13 protein-coding genes and 1 pseudogene are annotated in these 14,403 nt (G+C 65.4%); 11 read left to right on the plus strand and 3 right to left on the minus strand.

The annotated features are described in order from the left end of the window. The first annotated feature begins 205 nt into the window (after positions 1 to 205). The 7 genes and pseudogenes from PanNE5_RS18015 to PanNE5_RS18045 all read left to right on the plus strand — a co-directional run. Positions 206 to 1,066 carry a M23 family metallopeptidase gene (locus tag PanNE5_RS18015; RefSeq protein WP_261938521.1) on the plus strand — a complete coding sequence of 287 codons (861 nt, stop codon included), beginning with the start codon at positions 206 to 208 and terminating at the stop codon, positions 1,064 to 1,066. A 125-nt stretch (positions 1,067 to 1,191) separates the two neighbouring features. Beyond that, positions 1,192 to 2,187, plus strand: coding sequence for a metallophosphoesterase family protein (locus PanNE5_RS18020; RefSeq protein ID WP_261938522.1), 996 nt, complete (start codon positions 1,192 to 1,194; stop codon positions 2,185 to 2,187). A 25-nt stretch (positions 2,188 to 2,212) separates the two neighbouring features. After that, positions 2,213 to 2,593 carry a cupredoxin family copper-binding protein gene (locus PanNE5_RS18025; protein WP_017232203.1) on the plus strand — a complete coding sequence of 127 codons (381 nt, stop codon included), beginning with the start codon at positions 2,213 to 2,215 and terminating at the stop codon, positions 2,591 to 2,593. 115 nt (positions 2,594 to 2,708) lie between these two features. Further along, a complete protein-coding gene (locus PanNE5_RS18030; protein WP_261938523.1) occupies positions 2,709 to 3,383 on the plus strand; it encodes an RNA polymerase sigma factor in 675 nt (224 codons plus the stop codon). Continuing rightward, positions 3,370 to 4,227 (plus strand): anti-sigma factor family protein, encoded by an 858-nt coding sequence (locus PanNE5_RS18035; protein WP_017232201.1) that lies wholly within the window; start codon positions 3,370 to 3,372, stop codon positions 4,225 to 4,227. The genes PanNE5_RS18030 and PanNE5_RS18035 overlap by 14 nt, the downstream gene beginning before the upstream one ends. 39 nt (positions 4,228 to 4,266) lie before the next feature. Then, positions 4,267 to 5,058 (plus strand): trans-aconitate 2-methyltransferase, encoded by a 792-nt coding sequence (tam, locus tag PanNE5_RS18040; protein WP_017232200.1) that lies wholly within the window; start codon positions 4,267 to 4,269, stop codon positions 5,056 to 5,058. Positions 5,059 to 5,154: 96 nt separating this feature from the next. Next, positions 5,155 to 6,006: pseudogene (locus PanNE5_RS18045) on the plus strand (AraC family transcriptional regulator); the annotation flags it as partial. On the opposite strand, the gene PanNE5_RS18050 reads toward PanNE5_RS18045, so the two are convergent. Next, the gene (locus tag PanNE5_RS18050; RefSeq protein ID WP_261938524.1) at positions 5,967 to 7,208 is read right to left on the minus strand and encodes an MFS transporter; all 1,242 of its coding nucleotides are present in this window, start codon (positions 7,206 to 7,208) and stop codon (positions 5,967 to 5,969) included. The pseudogene PanNE5_RS18045 and the gene PanNE5_RS18050 sit on opposite strands and share 40 nt — an antisense overlap. A 179-nt stretch (positions 7,209 to 7,387) precedes the next feature. After that, entirely contained in the window at positions 7,388 to 8,314 is a 927-nt protein-coding gene (locus PanNE5_RS18055) for a LysR family transcriptional regulator (protein WP_017232196.1), read from the minus strand. 122 nt (positions 8,315 to 8,436) lie between these two features. Here PanNE5_RS18055 and PanNE5_RS18060 point away from each other — a divergent pair, with 122 nt between their 5' ends. Together PanNE5_RS18060 and PanNE5_RS18065 are read left to right on the plus strand one after the other, a co-directional pair. Continuing rightward, on the plus strand, positions 8,437 to 9,108 hold the full coding sequence (locus PanNE5_RS18060) for a glutathione S-transferase (RefSeq protein WP_017232195.1): 672 nt from the start codon (positions 8,437 to 8,439) through the stop codon (positions 9,106 to 9,108). A gap of 229 nt (positions 9,109 to 9,337) precedes the next feature. Then, positions 9,338 to 10,999 (plus strand): methyl-accepting chemotaxis protein, encoded by a 1,662-nt coding sequence (locus PanNE5_RS18065; protein ID WP_261938525.1) that lies wholly within the window; start codon positions 9,338 to 9,340, stop codon positions 10,997 to 10,999. Positions 11,000 to 11,036: 37 nt separating this feature from the next. Here the strand turns inward: PanNE5_RS18065 and dapA are convergent, their stop codons facing one another. Beyond that, positions 11,037 to 11,990 (minus strand): 4-hydroxy-tetrahydrodipicolinate synthase, encoded by a 954-nt coding sequence (dapA, locus tag PanNE5_RS18070; protein ID WP_261938526.1) that lies wholly within the window; start codon positions 11,988 to 11,990, stop codon positions 11,037 to 11,039. Between the two features lie 629 nt (positions 11,991 to 12,619). Here dapA and PanNE5_RS18075 point away from each other — a divergent pair. Beyond that, positions 12,620 to 12,868, plus strand: coding sequence for a hypothetical protein (locus tag PanNE5_RS18075; protein WP_017232192.1), 249 nt, complete (start codon positions 12,620 to 12,622; stop codon positions 12,866 to 12,868). A gap of 122 nt (positions 12,869 to 12,990) precedes the next feature. Then, positions 12,991 to 14,391: a bifunctional diguanylate cyclase/phosphodiesterase gene (locus PanNE5_RS18080; RefSeq protein ID WP_261938527.1), complete on the plus strand. Its 1,401-nt coding sequence runs from the start codon at positions 12,991 to 12,993 to the stop codon at positions 14,389 to 14,391. Positions 14,392 to 14,403: the final 12 nt, after the last annotated feature.

Here is a 14,403-nt window from a genome sequence, read left to right on the forward strand (position 1 = left end):
CGCTATCTTACGCGCGCGACGCTAGGGAGAACAAATGCCGGTCCGGCATCGCACGGCGGCAAGGCACGGAACGGGGTCTCGCGCCGGGTTAATTCCCAAATGACGGCATTTTGCTGGGACTTGATGGATGGTTTGCGCATTTTCCCGTCAATTGTTGTCGTGACGCCCCGTAGACTGCGTCGTTTTCGAACAGGTTTCTCGAACGATGTCTTTCTCTTCTCCTTCCTCCAAGCGCAGGTGCGCCGCGTTGGACGGCGGCGCGCAAGGCCTGCGGGGGCAAGGCGAAGGCCGCCGTGCCCGCTGGCGCGCGGCGTGCGTCTGGCTGTGCATGGCGGTGCCGGCGGCTGCGATGGCCGAAACTGGCGGCATGGCCGACGCATTACGCCTGCACCCGCGCCTGACCCCGTCGTTTTCCTTCTCGCCGGCGGCACCGACCGCGTCGGCCGACGCATCGTCGCCGCACGCGAACGTGGCATTGCCGCAATCCGTCTGCGGCAAGGTATCGCCGCTGTATGCCACGACCATGACGGTACGGGCGTCGAAGCCTCTCGTCATGCCGGTGACCTATTCGCGCGTTTCGTCGGATTTCGGCACGCGCTCCCACCCGGTGCGGCGCGTGAAGCATCGGCACACCGGCATCGATCTCGTGGCGCCGTCGGGCACGCCGGTGCGCGCGGTGGCGCACGGTGTGGTGAAGTCCATCGGCTTCGAGCGCCGGGGGTTCGGGCGTTACATCGTGATCGCGCATCGGCACGATAGCGAGACGATCTACGCCCACTTGTCCGCCACGGCGCGCGGGCTGCGTGTCGGTGAGACGGTGGCGGCGGGCCACCTCATCGGGGCGGTCGGCAAGACGGGAATGGTCACGGGCCCGCACCTGCATTTCGAACTGCGCCGCCAAGGTGTGCCAGCCGATCCACGCCCGTTGCTGCGCCGCACGGCCAAGATGAGCGAATCGCTGGCGGGCACGGGCAACCCTTGCCTGAGCATGATCAATGGCGTGCCGTCGTGGCTTCTCCATGGGGGGGCCGGGGTGGCCACTCGATGGCAGTACTCGCCGCTCTGAGGGGCGCGTCGAGATCGACTTTCCGGGAATAAAGCGGTACGTGCACCGGTATTACGGATATGGGCGCTCTTGCGACTCGTCACGGTGACGGGCGGGGCAGCGCACGTAACGAAGGGAGGTGCGCGATGAGCCATCAAGGGGAAGTCAAGCCGGAGACCGGTTCCGATGCCCGTTCGTTCGACGAGGGCAACCCGTCGCGACGCATGTCGCGTCGCCGGGCGATGACATGTCTTGCGTGGGCGGGCGCGGGTATCCTGTGGACCCTCGACGGGGGCGTGCCGCGCGGCCTGTCGCTGGGGGCGCCGGCTGCGGCAGCCGACGAGGCGACACGTCATGCACTGTCGTTCGTGCAGATCAGCGACAGCCATATCGGCTTCAACAAGGCGGCCAATCCCGATCCGGCGTCCACGCTGCAACTGGCCATCGATCGAATCCGCGGTGCATCGCAGCGTCCCGCGTTCCTGCTCCACACGGGCGACGTGAGTCATTTGTCGCGCGCCGAGGAATTCGATACCGCGCAGCAGATCGTAAGCAGCGCGGGCCTGGAAACCCACTACGTTCCCGGCGAGCACGACGTGATCGCCGACGACGGACGCGCCTTCTTCGCACGCTTCGCACCCGACAGCCGGGGTGTCGGCTGGTACAGCTTCGATCGGCAAGGCGTGCACTTCGTCGCGCTGGTCAACGTGATCGGGCTCAAGGCGGGCGGCATGGGCTATCTGGGCGACACGCAACTCGCCTGGCTCGAGGCGGACCTGAAGGGGCGCTCGCGCAGCACGCCGCTCGTCGTGTTCACCCATATGCCGTTGTGGTCGGTCTATCCCGCCTGGGGCTGGGGGACCGACGACGGCGAACGCGCACTCGCCCTGCTCCGGCCGTTCGGCTCGGTGACGGTGCTTAACGGGCATATCCACCAGGTCCTGCAAAAAGTGGAGGGCAATGTGCGTTTGCAGACAGCCATGTCGACGGCGTATCCGCAGCCCGCGCCGGGTGACGGCCCCGGCCCGGGACCGTTGAAGGTCGACGCGTCGCAACTGCGGCAGGCCCTCGGCATTCGTCGCGTCGACTTCACGGCGCTCGACGGAACGCCAATGCTCAGTGACACCTCGTTGGCGTCGTGACGCCCACGGCTTTCGGAGCCCTTCCATGAAATCGTCTCTTCTGAACGCTTGCGGTGCACGGCGTCGCGTATGGCTGCGTGGCGTCGCCGTGGCGTCGGCCGGCATGCTCACGCTCTGTCTGCCGGCGCTCGTGGGCGTCGTCAACGCCGCGGACGCCAATGCCGTCAATATCGACAACTTTGCGTTCTCGCCCGCGACGCTCACCGTCCGCGCGGGCACGCGTGTGACATGGACCAATCACGACGAGGACCCGCATACCGTGACCAGTTCGGACAATCCGCATGCGTTTGCGTCGGGCGCGCTCGATACCAACGGCACGTTCTCATTCATGTTCGACAAACCGGGAACGTATCGCTACTACTGCGCGATTCATCCTCACATGACCGGTGTGATCGTCGTGAAGTAGTCGCGAAATCGTCGTGGCGAAAGGCAGATGTGATTCAATGAGGCCATTGACGTCGTGTTCGCGACGACAGACCAATTCACCCGGGCACCGCGTTGCCCGCACTGGGGAGACTCCGGTGACCGACGCTGAAAAACCCGGCGCGCCTGCGTCGGAACGGTTCGATGCACTGGCCTTGCCGCACCTCGACGCGGCGTACAACCTCGCGCGCTGGCTGTCGGGCAGTGCAAGCGACGCCGACGACATCGTGCAGGAATCCTACTTGCGAGCGTTGCGTTTCTTCGACGGTTTTCGTGGCGACAATGCGCGCGCGTGGCTGCTGGCCATTGTGCGCAATACCTGGCTGACGGAGTGGCGTCGCCGCGCCGATGCGGCGCTCGGCACACCGTTCGACGAGGCCAGGCACGGCCTGCAGGATGACGCCCGTCTGCCCGGTTGGGATGACGCAACGCCCGGCGACCCTGAGCGTCTTGCCGTGCAACGTGACGAGTGCGCGCTTGTGCGCGGAGCGCTGGCCTCGTTGCCGGTGGTGTTTCGCGAGGTGCTGGTGTTGCGTGAGATGGAGGATCTGAGCTACCGCGAGATCGAGACGATCGTCGGGGTGCCGGCGGGCACGGTGATGTCGCGTCTGGCGCGCGCCAGGCAGATGCTGGCCGCTGCCGTGCTCGATGCACAGGCCGCCACGCGCACGAGCGCCAAGACCACGCCGTGCGCGCCGTCGGCGCAGGTCGCACGTCTGACACGTCTGCCAGTTGACGGCACCACGCGGGGAGGACCCGATGAACAAGCCTGACGACCCCAACGATACGACGCCGGGGACGAGCGCCGGCGAAACCCCTGTCGCCGGCGAAGCGACTACGCTCGGCAAGCTGTTGCGCGACGGTTCGTTGCGCCATGCTGCCCCGCAGACGTTACGCGAACGCCTGCGCGACGACATGGCGCTCGCCGAACGTCAAGTGCGCCTGACGTCGGCGCCCGCCACGGCAGTGCCTGCGCAGGATGCGAAGCCTGGGGGCGATCCGACGAATCCGGCCCATCCGGCGTCGCCGCCGAAGCCCTCACACGTGAATCGACCGGCCGAGCTGGCGTGGGGGCCGAGCCTTGCCCCTTGGTTGTTCGGCGGTGCCGGCGGCGCGATTCTCGGCGGACTCGCGGTCGCGATGGCGTTGCTGGTGGCGCGTCCGCCCGCGACGCCGCAGGGGATTGAGGAACCGGCTGTCATGGGCCTGCAACCGCAGGAGATCGTGGCGAGCCATGTGCGTGCGTTGCTGTCGCAACATCCGATCGACGTGGTCTCGACCGATCAGCACACCGTCAAGCCGTGGTTCAACGGACGCATCGATTACGCGCCGCCCGTCACCGATCTGTCGGCCAAGGGGTTCCCGCTGGAAGGCGGACGCGTCGACTACGTGGGTGGACGCACGGTGGCCGTGCTCGTCTACCGTACGGACAAGCATCCGATCGATGTCTACGTGTTTCCGGCGCGTGACATGGGTGCGGCGGCGCCGACGATCACGGGGTCCGATGGCTATGCCATTGCGCGCTGGCGGCGCGGCGGCATGACGTATTGGGCGATCACCGATGCCGAGCCGTCGCACCTGCGTGTGTTTGTCGAGGCATTGCAGGCGGCGACCTGATATCGTAAGGCGCTTGCCCCATCCCCCATGGAGAGCGTCATGTCGAATGCCCCGGTGAATCCTGCGTGGCAGGCCGAACAATACGTCAAGTTCGAAGACGAGCGCACGCGTCCCGTGCGCGATCTCGTCGCCGCCATTCCGCCGCTTGCGGGTCGTGGAGTGGCTCGCGTGGTCGATATCGGCTGCGGCCCCGGCAACTCCACCGAAGTGCTCGCCGCTCGTTACCCTCACGCTGACGTGCTCGGGCTCGATAGTTCGCAGGACATGGTCGATGCGGCGCGTGCGCGACTGCCGCAATGCCGCTTTGACGTGGCCGATATCGCGACCTGGGCCGATGGCCCGTTCGACGTGATTCTCGCCAACGCGGTGTTGCAATGGTTGCCGGATCACGAGACGCTGTATCCGCGTCTGGTCGATTGTCTTGCGCCCGGCGGTTCGCTGGCCGTGCAGACGCCCGACAATCTCGACGAGCCCGCGCACCGGCTGATGCGGGAAGTGGCGGCCGATCCGCGTTGGGCCGCAACGCTCAAAGGGGTGGAGCGCACGGCACGCCACGGCGCGACGTTCTACTACCCGCTGCTGCGCGCGCTGTGTTCGCGCGTCGACATCTGGCGCACCACGTACTACCACCCGCTCGCGGGCGGGGCACCGGCCGTCGTGGAGTGGTTCAAGGGCAGCGCGTTGCGGCCGTTCCTCGCGAAGCTCGACAACGCATCGCGAGAGGCGTTTCTGGCGCGCTATACCGACGCGATTGCCAACGCGTATCCGGCGCTGGCCGACGGTACGGTATTGCTGCCGTTTCCACGCCTGTTCGTGGTGGCGACGCGATGATGGACGGGATAGGGCAGGATCGCCGTGCACCGAGGACTCAAGCAGGCAAGGTGCGCGCCCGGCAAACTGCCTGACGCCGGGTGTAAAGTAGTGCACATGAATCTACTGTCCCCGCCGATTCAGCCGTTTCGCAACGCCCCTCACTACTGGCGCTCGTCGCTGGTCCCCGGTGGCGATATGGTCACCGCTGAGTACAACGACCACACCTTCGCACCGCATTGGCACGATGCATATACGTTCGCGTGCATCGTGGAAGGGGCCGAGCGCTATGCCTACCGGGGCGGCGAGCATGTGGCGGACGCCGGATCCGTGGCCGTCATTCACCCAGGCGAAGTGCATACCGGCGCGCGCGAAACCGATTTCGGGTGGCGCTATCGCGTGTTTTACCTGCCGGTCGGCTTCGTGCAAGGCGTACAGCGTCAGGTGACGCGTCCGTTGGCGGGGCTGACGATGCCGGGCGACGCGCATCCCTGGTTTGGCGAGCAGGTCATCCGCGACCCGCAGGCGATGCATCGACTGACGGCGGCGCATCGTCTACTTCAGGCTGGCGCCGACCCGTTGCTGGCGGAAAGTGTACTGATCGAGGCCGTGTCGTTCATGCTGGCGCGCCATGCGCGGGCGCGGGTGCCGGATACGCCGGCATATCGCGATGCGGTGCGGGTCGAGACCATGAAGGCGCGGCTCTCGGCCGATCTCACCGAGCCATTGTCGCTGACGGCTCTGGCCGAGGCGGTCGACCTGTCGCCGTTTCACGCCGCGCGACTGTTCTCGCGCGAGACGGGCCTGGCGCCGCATGCCTGGCGCAATCAGTTGCGTCTGGTGCGTGCCTTGCCCGCGTTGCGCGCCGGCGCGTCGGCGACCGACGTGGCCGTCGCGCAAGGCTTCAACGATCTGTCCCACTTCACTCGCTACTTCCGGCGTGCGTTCGGTGTGTCGCCTGGTAAGTGGAGCGCCAGGCGAGCGGAGGCCACGTTGACGAGCAGCCCGATCGCCATCGCGACACCGCCCACCATGAACAGCAGCGAATAGTTGCCCGACGTCGCGGCGAACACAAACGATAGTCCGTAGGCGGCGCCTGCCTGCAACGTCGCGAAACTGGTCGTGGCGGTGCTCCACGCGGCTTTTTGTCCGGCAGGATGATGGGCGAGTAGTTCGTTCACGCGTCCGAGCACCAGCGGCACGATGCCCGGGGTGAAGGCGCCCATGACCACGCTGGACACCATCAGAGCGGGCAGGCCGAGGCCGAGCACCGGCAGCAGCACCGCACAGAACTGCGCGACGTAAGCGACACGCAAGGCCCTTGCAAAGCCGATCCGGTCGGCGAGGTGCCCGGCGAAAAGCGGACCGACGATCGCCCCCAGTCCGTACAGCACCCAATAGTTCGCGCCGGCGTCGAGTCCCTTGCCCAGCCCTCGGGCGACATAGTCGACGAGAAAAATCATGTGCGGCACCAGTGCGACGGCGTTTAGTGCGTACTCGATATAGAGCGAGCGCAGCGCCACCAGACTGAGGTGTGGGCGCCTGATGGGAGCGGGGGTGCTGGCGGCCGTGGCCGTCGGCGTGCCGTCGGGCCAACCACGCCACGCCACTGCCGTGAGCACGAGCGAAAGCACGCCGAGACCGCTCCACGCGTGGGCAAGCCCGTCGCGCAACAGGAGCGGCACGAGCGTGCCCGACGCTGCGATGCCCAGCCCGAGGCCGGCGAAGATTGCGCCGCTCACGATGCCGCGCCGCGAGGGGGGCACGTGCGCCAGCACCGACGGTGCTGCCGTGACCATCAATACGCCGCCCGCAAACCCCGAGGCGAAGCGCCATCCGAAAAACCAGACGAACGAGATGGGCCAGGCGCAGGCGAAGAAAGCGAAGACGGCGACCAGCATCATCGTGCGCACGAGTCTCACGCTCGACACATGCCGGGCAAGCACGCGTGCCCCCAAGGCGCCGGCCAGGTAGCCGCCGAGATTGGCCGCGCCAAGATAGGCAGCAGTCGCGGGTGCGAACCAGTGCGCACCGATGATCGCGGGCAGAAGCGCCGTGTAGGCGAAGCGGGCAAAGCCGATGCCGACAAGACTGGCGCAGGCGGCCGACAGCGTGGCGCGCCAGGCGTTGAACGCGGCGGTTGTGGGGCGGCCAAGGGCGGCGTGGGACATGCGGACTCCGGAAGCACCGGCTTCGCCCCGGCGTGGGTCGGTGCGAGGTTTGACGGCAATGGCCTCAGTCTAGGAGGTGGCCGCGCGCAGGGGAACGGCTATGTCTCGGAAGTCATTCTTCCGCACGGCGTAACAATGTCGCGGCGGCAGGACGCCGCTTCATCGGCACTGCCCATTCCTTATGCCTGGCTCGCCAACTTGTGTACGCGTGCGAAATGCTTGCGCAGTCGCGGTACCGCGAAGTCGACGAAGGCGCGCACCTTGGGCACGGCCAACCGTCCTTGCGGTGTGATGACGTGAACCGGCATGGGCGGGTGTTCGTAGTCTTGCAAGACGATGCGCAGCGTGCCGTGCGCCATTTCGTCGACGATGTGATACGTCAACATTCGCGCCACGCCGTGTCCTGCGACGACCGAGGCAATCGCGGCCCGGATCGAATTGACGACCAGCCGCGGGGTGAACTGTACGATCTGCGGTACTGAACCGCGTCCTGTGGCGGGGAAGCGCCACGAGTCGATGCCGAAGTACGTCATGGACACGATTTGCTGCTTCGACAGATCCGCGGGGGACCCGATAGGATCGTGGGTCGCCAGATAAGCGGGCGAGGCGGCAATGATTCTTCGAACTTCGCCCACGTGTGTGGCCACGAGCGAGGAGTCGGGCAGGTGGGCGACGCGCATCGCGACGTCGATGCCCTCGTCGATCAGGCTCACGGGCAGGTCGCTCAACTGCAGGCGGACGACGACTTCCGGATAGCGTTCGATGAAGGCGTCCACGATCTCGCGCATGAACGTTTCACCGGCGGCCAGCGGCGCGGAGACGGTGAGCAGGCCGCGTGGGGCCGAGCGTTCCCCGGCGGCGATCACATCGGCTTCGTCCAGATCGAGCAGGATGCGCCGACATGCGGTGGCATAGCGCTCGCCTGCAACGCTCAGCTTGACCGAGCGCGTCGTGCGATGGAGCAGCGCCGTGCCGGTATGCGCCTCGAGGTAGCCGATGGCGCGACTTACCGCCGCGGCAGAGCGCCCCAGGCGCCGGGCTGCACCGGCGAGGCTTCCTTCGTCGACGATCGCGACGAAGACTTTCATGGCATCGATTCGGTCCATGAGGGATGAAAGAGAGGGAGAGGGCGCAGAGTCGATTCCGGATCGGCCGATGGACAAGATTACCCTTAAACCCGGCGTTGCGGCGACAATGGCGAGCGGACGTCCCGCCGGAGCCAGACCCTATGCTGACGGTTCACCATTTGAACAACTCGCGCTCGCAGCGCGTGCTGTGGATGCTCGAAGAGCTGGGCATTCCCTACGACCTGCGTCGATATACGCGCGACCCGAAGACCATGCTCGCTCCGCCGGCACTGCGCGAGGTGCATCCGCTCGGCAAGTCGCCGGTTGTGACCGACGGTGAACTGACGCTCGCCGAGTCGGGCGCCATCATCGAGTATCTCGCCGATCGCGACGAACTCGGGCGACTCGCCCCGCCGCGAGGCACACCGGAGCGGCTGCGTTGGACCTACTGGTTGCACTACGCTGAGGGGTCGGCCATGCCGCCTTTGCTGCTCAAGCTCGTCGCCCTGCGGATCGCGAGCGCGCCCATGCCGTTCTTCGCTCGTCCGATTGCCCGCAAGATCAGCGACACGCTGCAGTCGAGCTTTGTCGATCCGCAACTGCGCCTGCACTTCGACTACGTGAACGACGCGCTCACGAAGACCGGTTGGTTCGTCGGCGATCGCTTCAGCGCAGCGGACATCCAGATGAGTTTCCCGCTCGAAGCCGCGAGCGCGCGCGGCAACGCGCAGGGGCGCTGGCCCGCGATCGCCGATTTTCTGCAGCGCATTCATGCGCGTGATGCGTATCAACGCGCCCTGGCCCGTGGCGGACCCTATCAGTTGCCAGGCTGACAGGCGTCGTTTGCGCCGTTTTGGTGCGGACATCCCCCGATGGTCGCCTGTTTGAGCGGCACAGACGGACGATTCGGCGAATTCGTCGCGCAGAGGCTCAAGTTTCGTCGAATGCACTCGTTATACCTCCACAGAGGTACAGAGAGAGGCACCGACCTGCCAGGCTTGCCGGCGGCAGGCTGAAGTCACGACTACACCGCAGGATGAATCGCTTAACGCGCGCAAGGCAATGTTCAAGAACCTGAGTATCAGCAAACGGCTCGCCGCCGCCTTTTCCGTCAATGTATTCATGCTGTTGGTCGTGGCGGTGGTGGCCGTGACGAAAATGGCGACGATGGATACGAATACCCAGCTCATCGTCTCCGACCTGAACAACAAGATTCTTGAATTTCATGGCCTGAAGGATCGCGCGGCGCACGTTGCCGTACTCCTGCGCGATATCGTGATGTCCGAAGACAACACGCAACTCGATGCCCGTCTGGCCAAGATCGACGAGATGCGCCAGACCAACAACAAGAGCATCACGGGCATGGCGACGATCTTTTATACCGACAAGGGCAAGGCGCTCTACCGGACGCTGGCCGACACGAACGCGGACTATGGAAAGCAGCTCGACGCGGTTGTGGCGCTGGTTCGCAGCGGCAACTTTGCGCAAGCCAAGATCGAACTGATGGGGCCGCTGCAGAAGGCGCAGGTGGCGTATTTCGCCCCCCTCGACGGTCTGATGGAGGTCGGCAAGGTGGTCAGCGCGAAGGAAGCTGCCGATGCGACCGCCGCTTATGGATCCGCACGCCTGTGGCTGCTCGCCACAATGCTGGCGTCGGTCGTGCTCTCCGTGGTGTCGGCGGTGGCGATTACGCGCTCGGTTACGCGCCCGGTGCGCGCGGCGGTGGCGGGGGCCTCGGCGCTCGCGCGTGGCGACCTGACGCATCGTGTCAATGCCGAGCGTGCTGACGAAATCGGCCAGATGGCGAGTGCGCTCGACACAGCCGTCGAACAACTGGGCCATCTAGTGCGCAATATTCAGGGTGCGTCGGGGGCGATCGACAACGCGGCACGCGAAATTGCGCAGGGCAACACCGACCTGTCGCAACGCACCGAAGAGCAAGCGGCCTCGCTAGAAGAGACGGCAGCGTCGATGGAAGAGTTGACATCGACCGTGCGTCAGAACGTCGAACATGCGATGGAGGCGCGGCGCCTGTCGCACGAAGCGACCGGGGTGGCGGACGCCGGGGCGCAGAGCGTGCGTGCCGTCGTCGAGACGATGCAGGCAATGGCCAGCGCGTCGGCGCGCATGAGCGACATGATCAAGGCCATCGAAGGCATTGCTTTCCAGACCAATATTCTCGCGCTCAATGCGGCCGTGGAAGCGGCACGCGCCGGCGAACAGGGACGCGGCTTTGCCGTGGTGGCCGGCGAGGTGCGCACGCTCGCCCAGCGCTCCGCAGGCACGGCCAAGGACATTCGCGAATTGATCGCGGCATCGGTGCAGCAGGTCGAAGACGGCACGTCGCGCGTGGAAGTCGCGGGGCGTACCATGGACCAGATCGTCGTGTCGGTGCGACGCGTGAGCGAGCTGATCGCCGAGATCGCCGCCGCGAGCGACGACCAGGCGCGCGGCATCGAGCAGGTGGGGCAGGCTGTCACGCAGATGGATCAGGTCACGCAGCAGAACGCCGCCCTCGTGGAACAGGCGGCGGCTGCGGCGGACCACCTGCGTCAGCAGGCCGCCGACCTGGTCAACGAGACCGCGAAGTTCCGCGTGGAAAGCGACGGCAGCGCGCGCCTGGGCATTACGCCGCGTGTGCCGGCATTGGCGTTGACCGGCGCTTTGTCGTCCCGCGGCGAGCGCGGCACGACGGCGCAAGGACGACAGCGCGCGGCGGCCTGACGTCCACTGTTCCACACCCCTCGTCTTCTATCTCGCCTCAGGCGGCATTGACCGCCTTCGCGCCCAACGCGGCGTCGATGGCGGCAACGGCCGCGACCAACTGCTGTGTCAGGGCAGGTGAAGCGCTCGTCATCGGCGCGCGCAGTACATCGGCCATTAGGCCCTCATGTGCAAGCCAGGCCTTCACGGGGCCGGGATTCGCCTCGGCAAACATGAGCTGCATCATCGGCATGAGCGCATGGAACAGCACGCGCGCGACATCGAGCTGCTGCGCTTGCACCGCGCGATACAAGGCCACGAAATGCGCCGGCCGGCAGTGCGACGTCGCAATGATCGCGCCATGGCCGCCCATCGCGAGCGTGGACAGCAATTGAGCGTCCTCACCTGCCAGCACCGATAGGCGCGCGTCGGCGATGAGTGCCTGCGTGGTGTGCGCGTTGCCCGCGCAATCCTTGATGCCGCGAATGTTGTCGTGACCCGCAAGCGTGAGCAGTGTCTCCAGCGTCAGGGGGGTACCCGTGCGATACGGAATGTCGTACAGCACCACCGGCGCACGCGAACGATCCGCCAGCGTCCGAAACCAGTGGACGAGCCCGGCCTGTGCGGGCCGGATGTAATACGGCGCCGGCGTTAGCACGCCCGCCAGGGGCAGGGCGTTAAAGGCGTCCAGGCGCGCCAGCGCGTGACCCAGGTGATTGCCGGCGAGCCCGGCGATCACCGGCAGGTCGCCGACCTCGGTCAGCACGGTGTCGAGCACGGCAAGCTGTTCGGCGTCGTCAAGGGCTGCCGCTTCACCCGTCGTACCACACACGACAAGGCCGGCGATGCCCGAGCGACGATAGTGCGCGACCAGTCGACGTAATGCCGCGTGATCGACCGGTGTGTCGGCGCCATCTCTGGCGAAAGGCGTGACGAGCGGCACCCAAATACCGCGAAAGAGTGGGGCGCGAGAGGAAGCGAGCGATTGGGGTTGGGACTGTGCGGCTTGCATAAGTGTCTCCCTGGACGTTACGTGCGAAACGAACGTACGTTGACCGGTAAGAAAACCGTTCAGCAGGACGACGGGCAATGGCAGGCGCGTGGGAAACTTCGAGGCAGGCGCGCCGGGTGAGGCAGGGCGGCGCGAGGTGAGGACTGCCGGGTCCATGTGGCTGTTCCGTCGCTCAACTGACGGAACAGCACGCCCCGGTCAGTTGAGCGACTGTTTTTTGCTTTTGACGAACGCACCCCGCTGTCCCATCGGGACAACGCGCAACCGCGGCGAGCAGGGGATTCGGAAATTCGTCATGGGCAGACTCTATCCGCTGTACGCAAGTGGCGTCAAGTGCATCGATCCGCGATGGCGCCGCAATGCGCGAGGGTCATGTCGATGTCGATCACGCCGGCATCTGCGCGGCGCGATTTAAAACGCCTTTTAATTCTTCGTTTAATCCATTCAATCGAAAATCGACGTTCGGTTAACGCCGGATTGCGGTGACCGCCCCGTGGTGCGACCGCCACGGGCGCACGTTCCCGGTTGCCAATTTGAATCCGTCAAGTGACAATCGCACTCACACCCCGGAAACGCAAAACAATAATGGGCACACTGGGGCGGGGAAAACTGAAAAGTATTGAGACAAGATGGCAGCCAAAGTCGTGAAGTATTCGCGTGACGGGGTGACGTATTACGAAATTCGAGGCCCCTTGCCCGACGGTACCCGATATGAGGACCGGGTGGGATTCAGCGAGCGCGAGTTGGCATTCCGGCGTCTCGTTGCGGCGAGAATCAAGCTGCTGCGAAGTGAATACGAGACCGCGTGCCGGAACGTGCGGGCGCAATGCGCGGCAAATATCGCAGCGCCGGGGTGGCTGAAGCAACTGATTTTTTGAGGAGCGCGGGATCGTAGTGCGGCGGGGAAGCGATCGCAAGTTTTGCGTCGTCAAGGTGACGAAATATTCACATATTGAGATTGCCTTATACTGCGCGGAGCCTTCGTGTCCGTTCGAGATACATGGAATTTGTAACAAAAGACGTCTTGGCAAGCTGTATGGCGTTGCTGCTCGACGCTGTGTTTCTTGTCGACAAGGCTGGCGCTCTCGTCTATGTGAGTCCGGCCTGCGAGCGCATTCTCGGGTACACCCCGGAAGAATTGCTGGGGCGCTCGATGATCGATTTCGTCGTGAAGGAAGATCGCGAGCGCACGATTGAAGAATCGAAGTTCGTGATGGCGGGACTTCCTCGGATCGGGTTCGAAAATCGGTATGTACACAAGGACGGTCATTACGTCCACATCATGTGGTCCGCCCGCTGGTCCGAAGACCACGAACTGCGCATTGGCGTGGCGCGCGACGTGTCGGCCAAGAAGCAGGCCGAAGCGCTGCAGCGCGCCACGTACTCGATATCCGAAGCAGCCCACGACGCCGCCGATATTCGCTCCCTGTGCAAGGCCGTCCACGACACGCTGGCCACACTGTTTCCGATCGAAGCCATTGTCGTGGCGACCTGTGACGCGGCACTGATGACGTGGGAGAAGGCGTATCAGTATCGCGACAGCGCCGACATCCCCTTGCTCGACTGGCCGCAGGCGCGGGGCCTCTCGGCGCAGGCTGCGCAAGCGCAACAATCGCTGTGGCACCTGATCGAAGCGGCCCCTATCGACGGCGCGGGGCAATCGATCCCCCACCTATGTACCGAACCGTTCGCGCCAGACGCGCTCGCCAGGCCCGGCGCACAGGCGTTGGTGATTTTGCCGATGCACACGGCGCGCCGTGCCGTGGGCACACTCATGCTCTACGGCCCGGCCAGCGCGCTGCGGGCGGAGGCTGCCCAGCGGCTGCTGGCGTTCGTCTGCGACCAGACCGCGTTGGCCATCGAGCGAAAGCAACTGATCGACGACCTCTACAAAGCGGCGCGATTCGATGAGCTGACCGGACTGCCGAACCGCCGCACGTTTGGCGAATTCGCGAGCGAGGCCGTGCGCCGCGCACAGCGCACCAACGGGAAGCTGGCGCTCCTGTTCGCCGATATCGACGGGTTCAAGGGGGTCAACGACAGCCTGGGGCACGCGGTCGGCGACTTGTTGCTCAAGGAGATTGGTCAGCGTATGAAGGCCGGGGTTACGGGAAGCGGCTTCGTGGCGCGTCACTCGGGAGACGAGTTCGTCGCCATTGTCCAGGATGCGGAGGTCGTCGAGCGAATCGACGTCGCAGTCACGCGTCTGCGCGCCGAGATCGAGCAGGTCATCTCCGTCAATGATGCCAGCTTGAGCGTGCGCGTAAGCGTTGGGGTGGCGGTGTTCCCCGACGACGGCGAATCGATGAGCGAACTCATCCGCGTGGCCGATCAGCGTATGTATGCCAACAAGTCCGCGCGCAAATCCGGTGGGGCCAGTTTCTTGCAGCAGTTGATCTGACGCCTGACTGAC

The organism is Pandoraea sp. NE5 (assembly GCF_024363545.1).
GTDB lineage: Bacteria > Pseudomonadota > Gammaproteobacteria > Burkholderiales > Burkholderiaceae > Pandoraea > Pandoraea cepalis.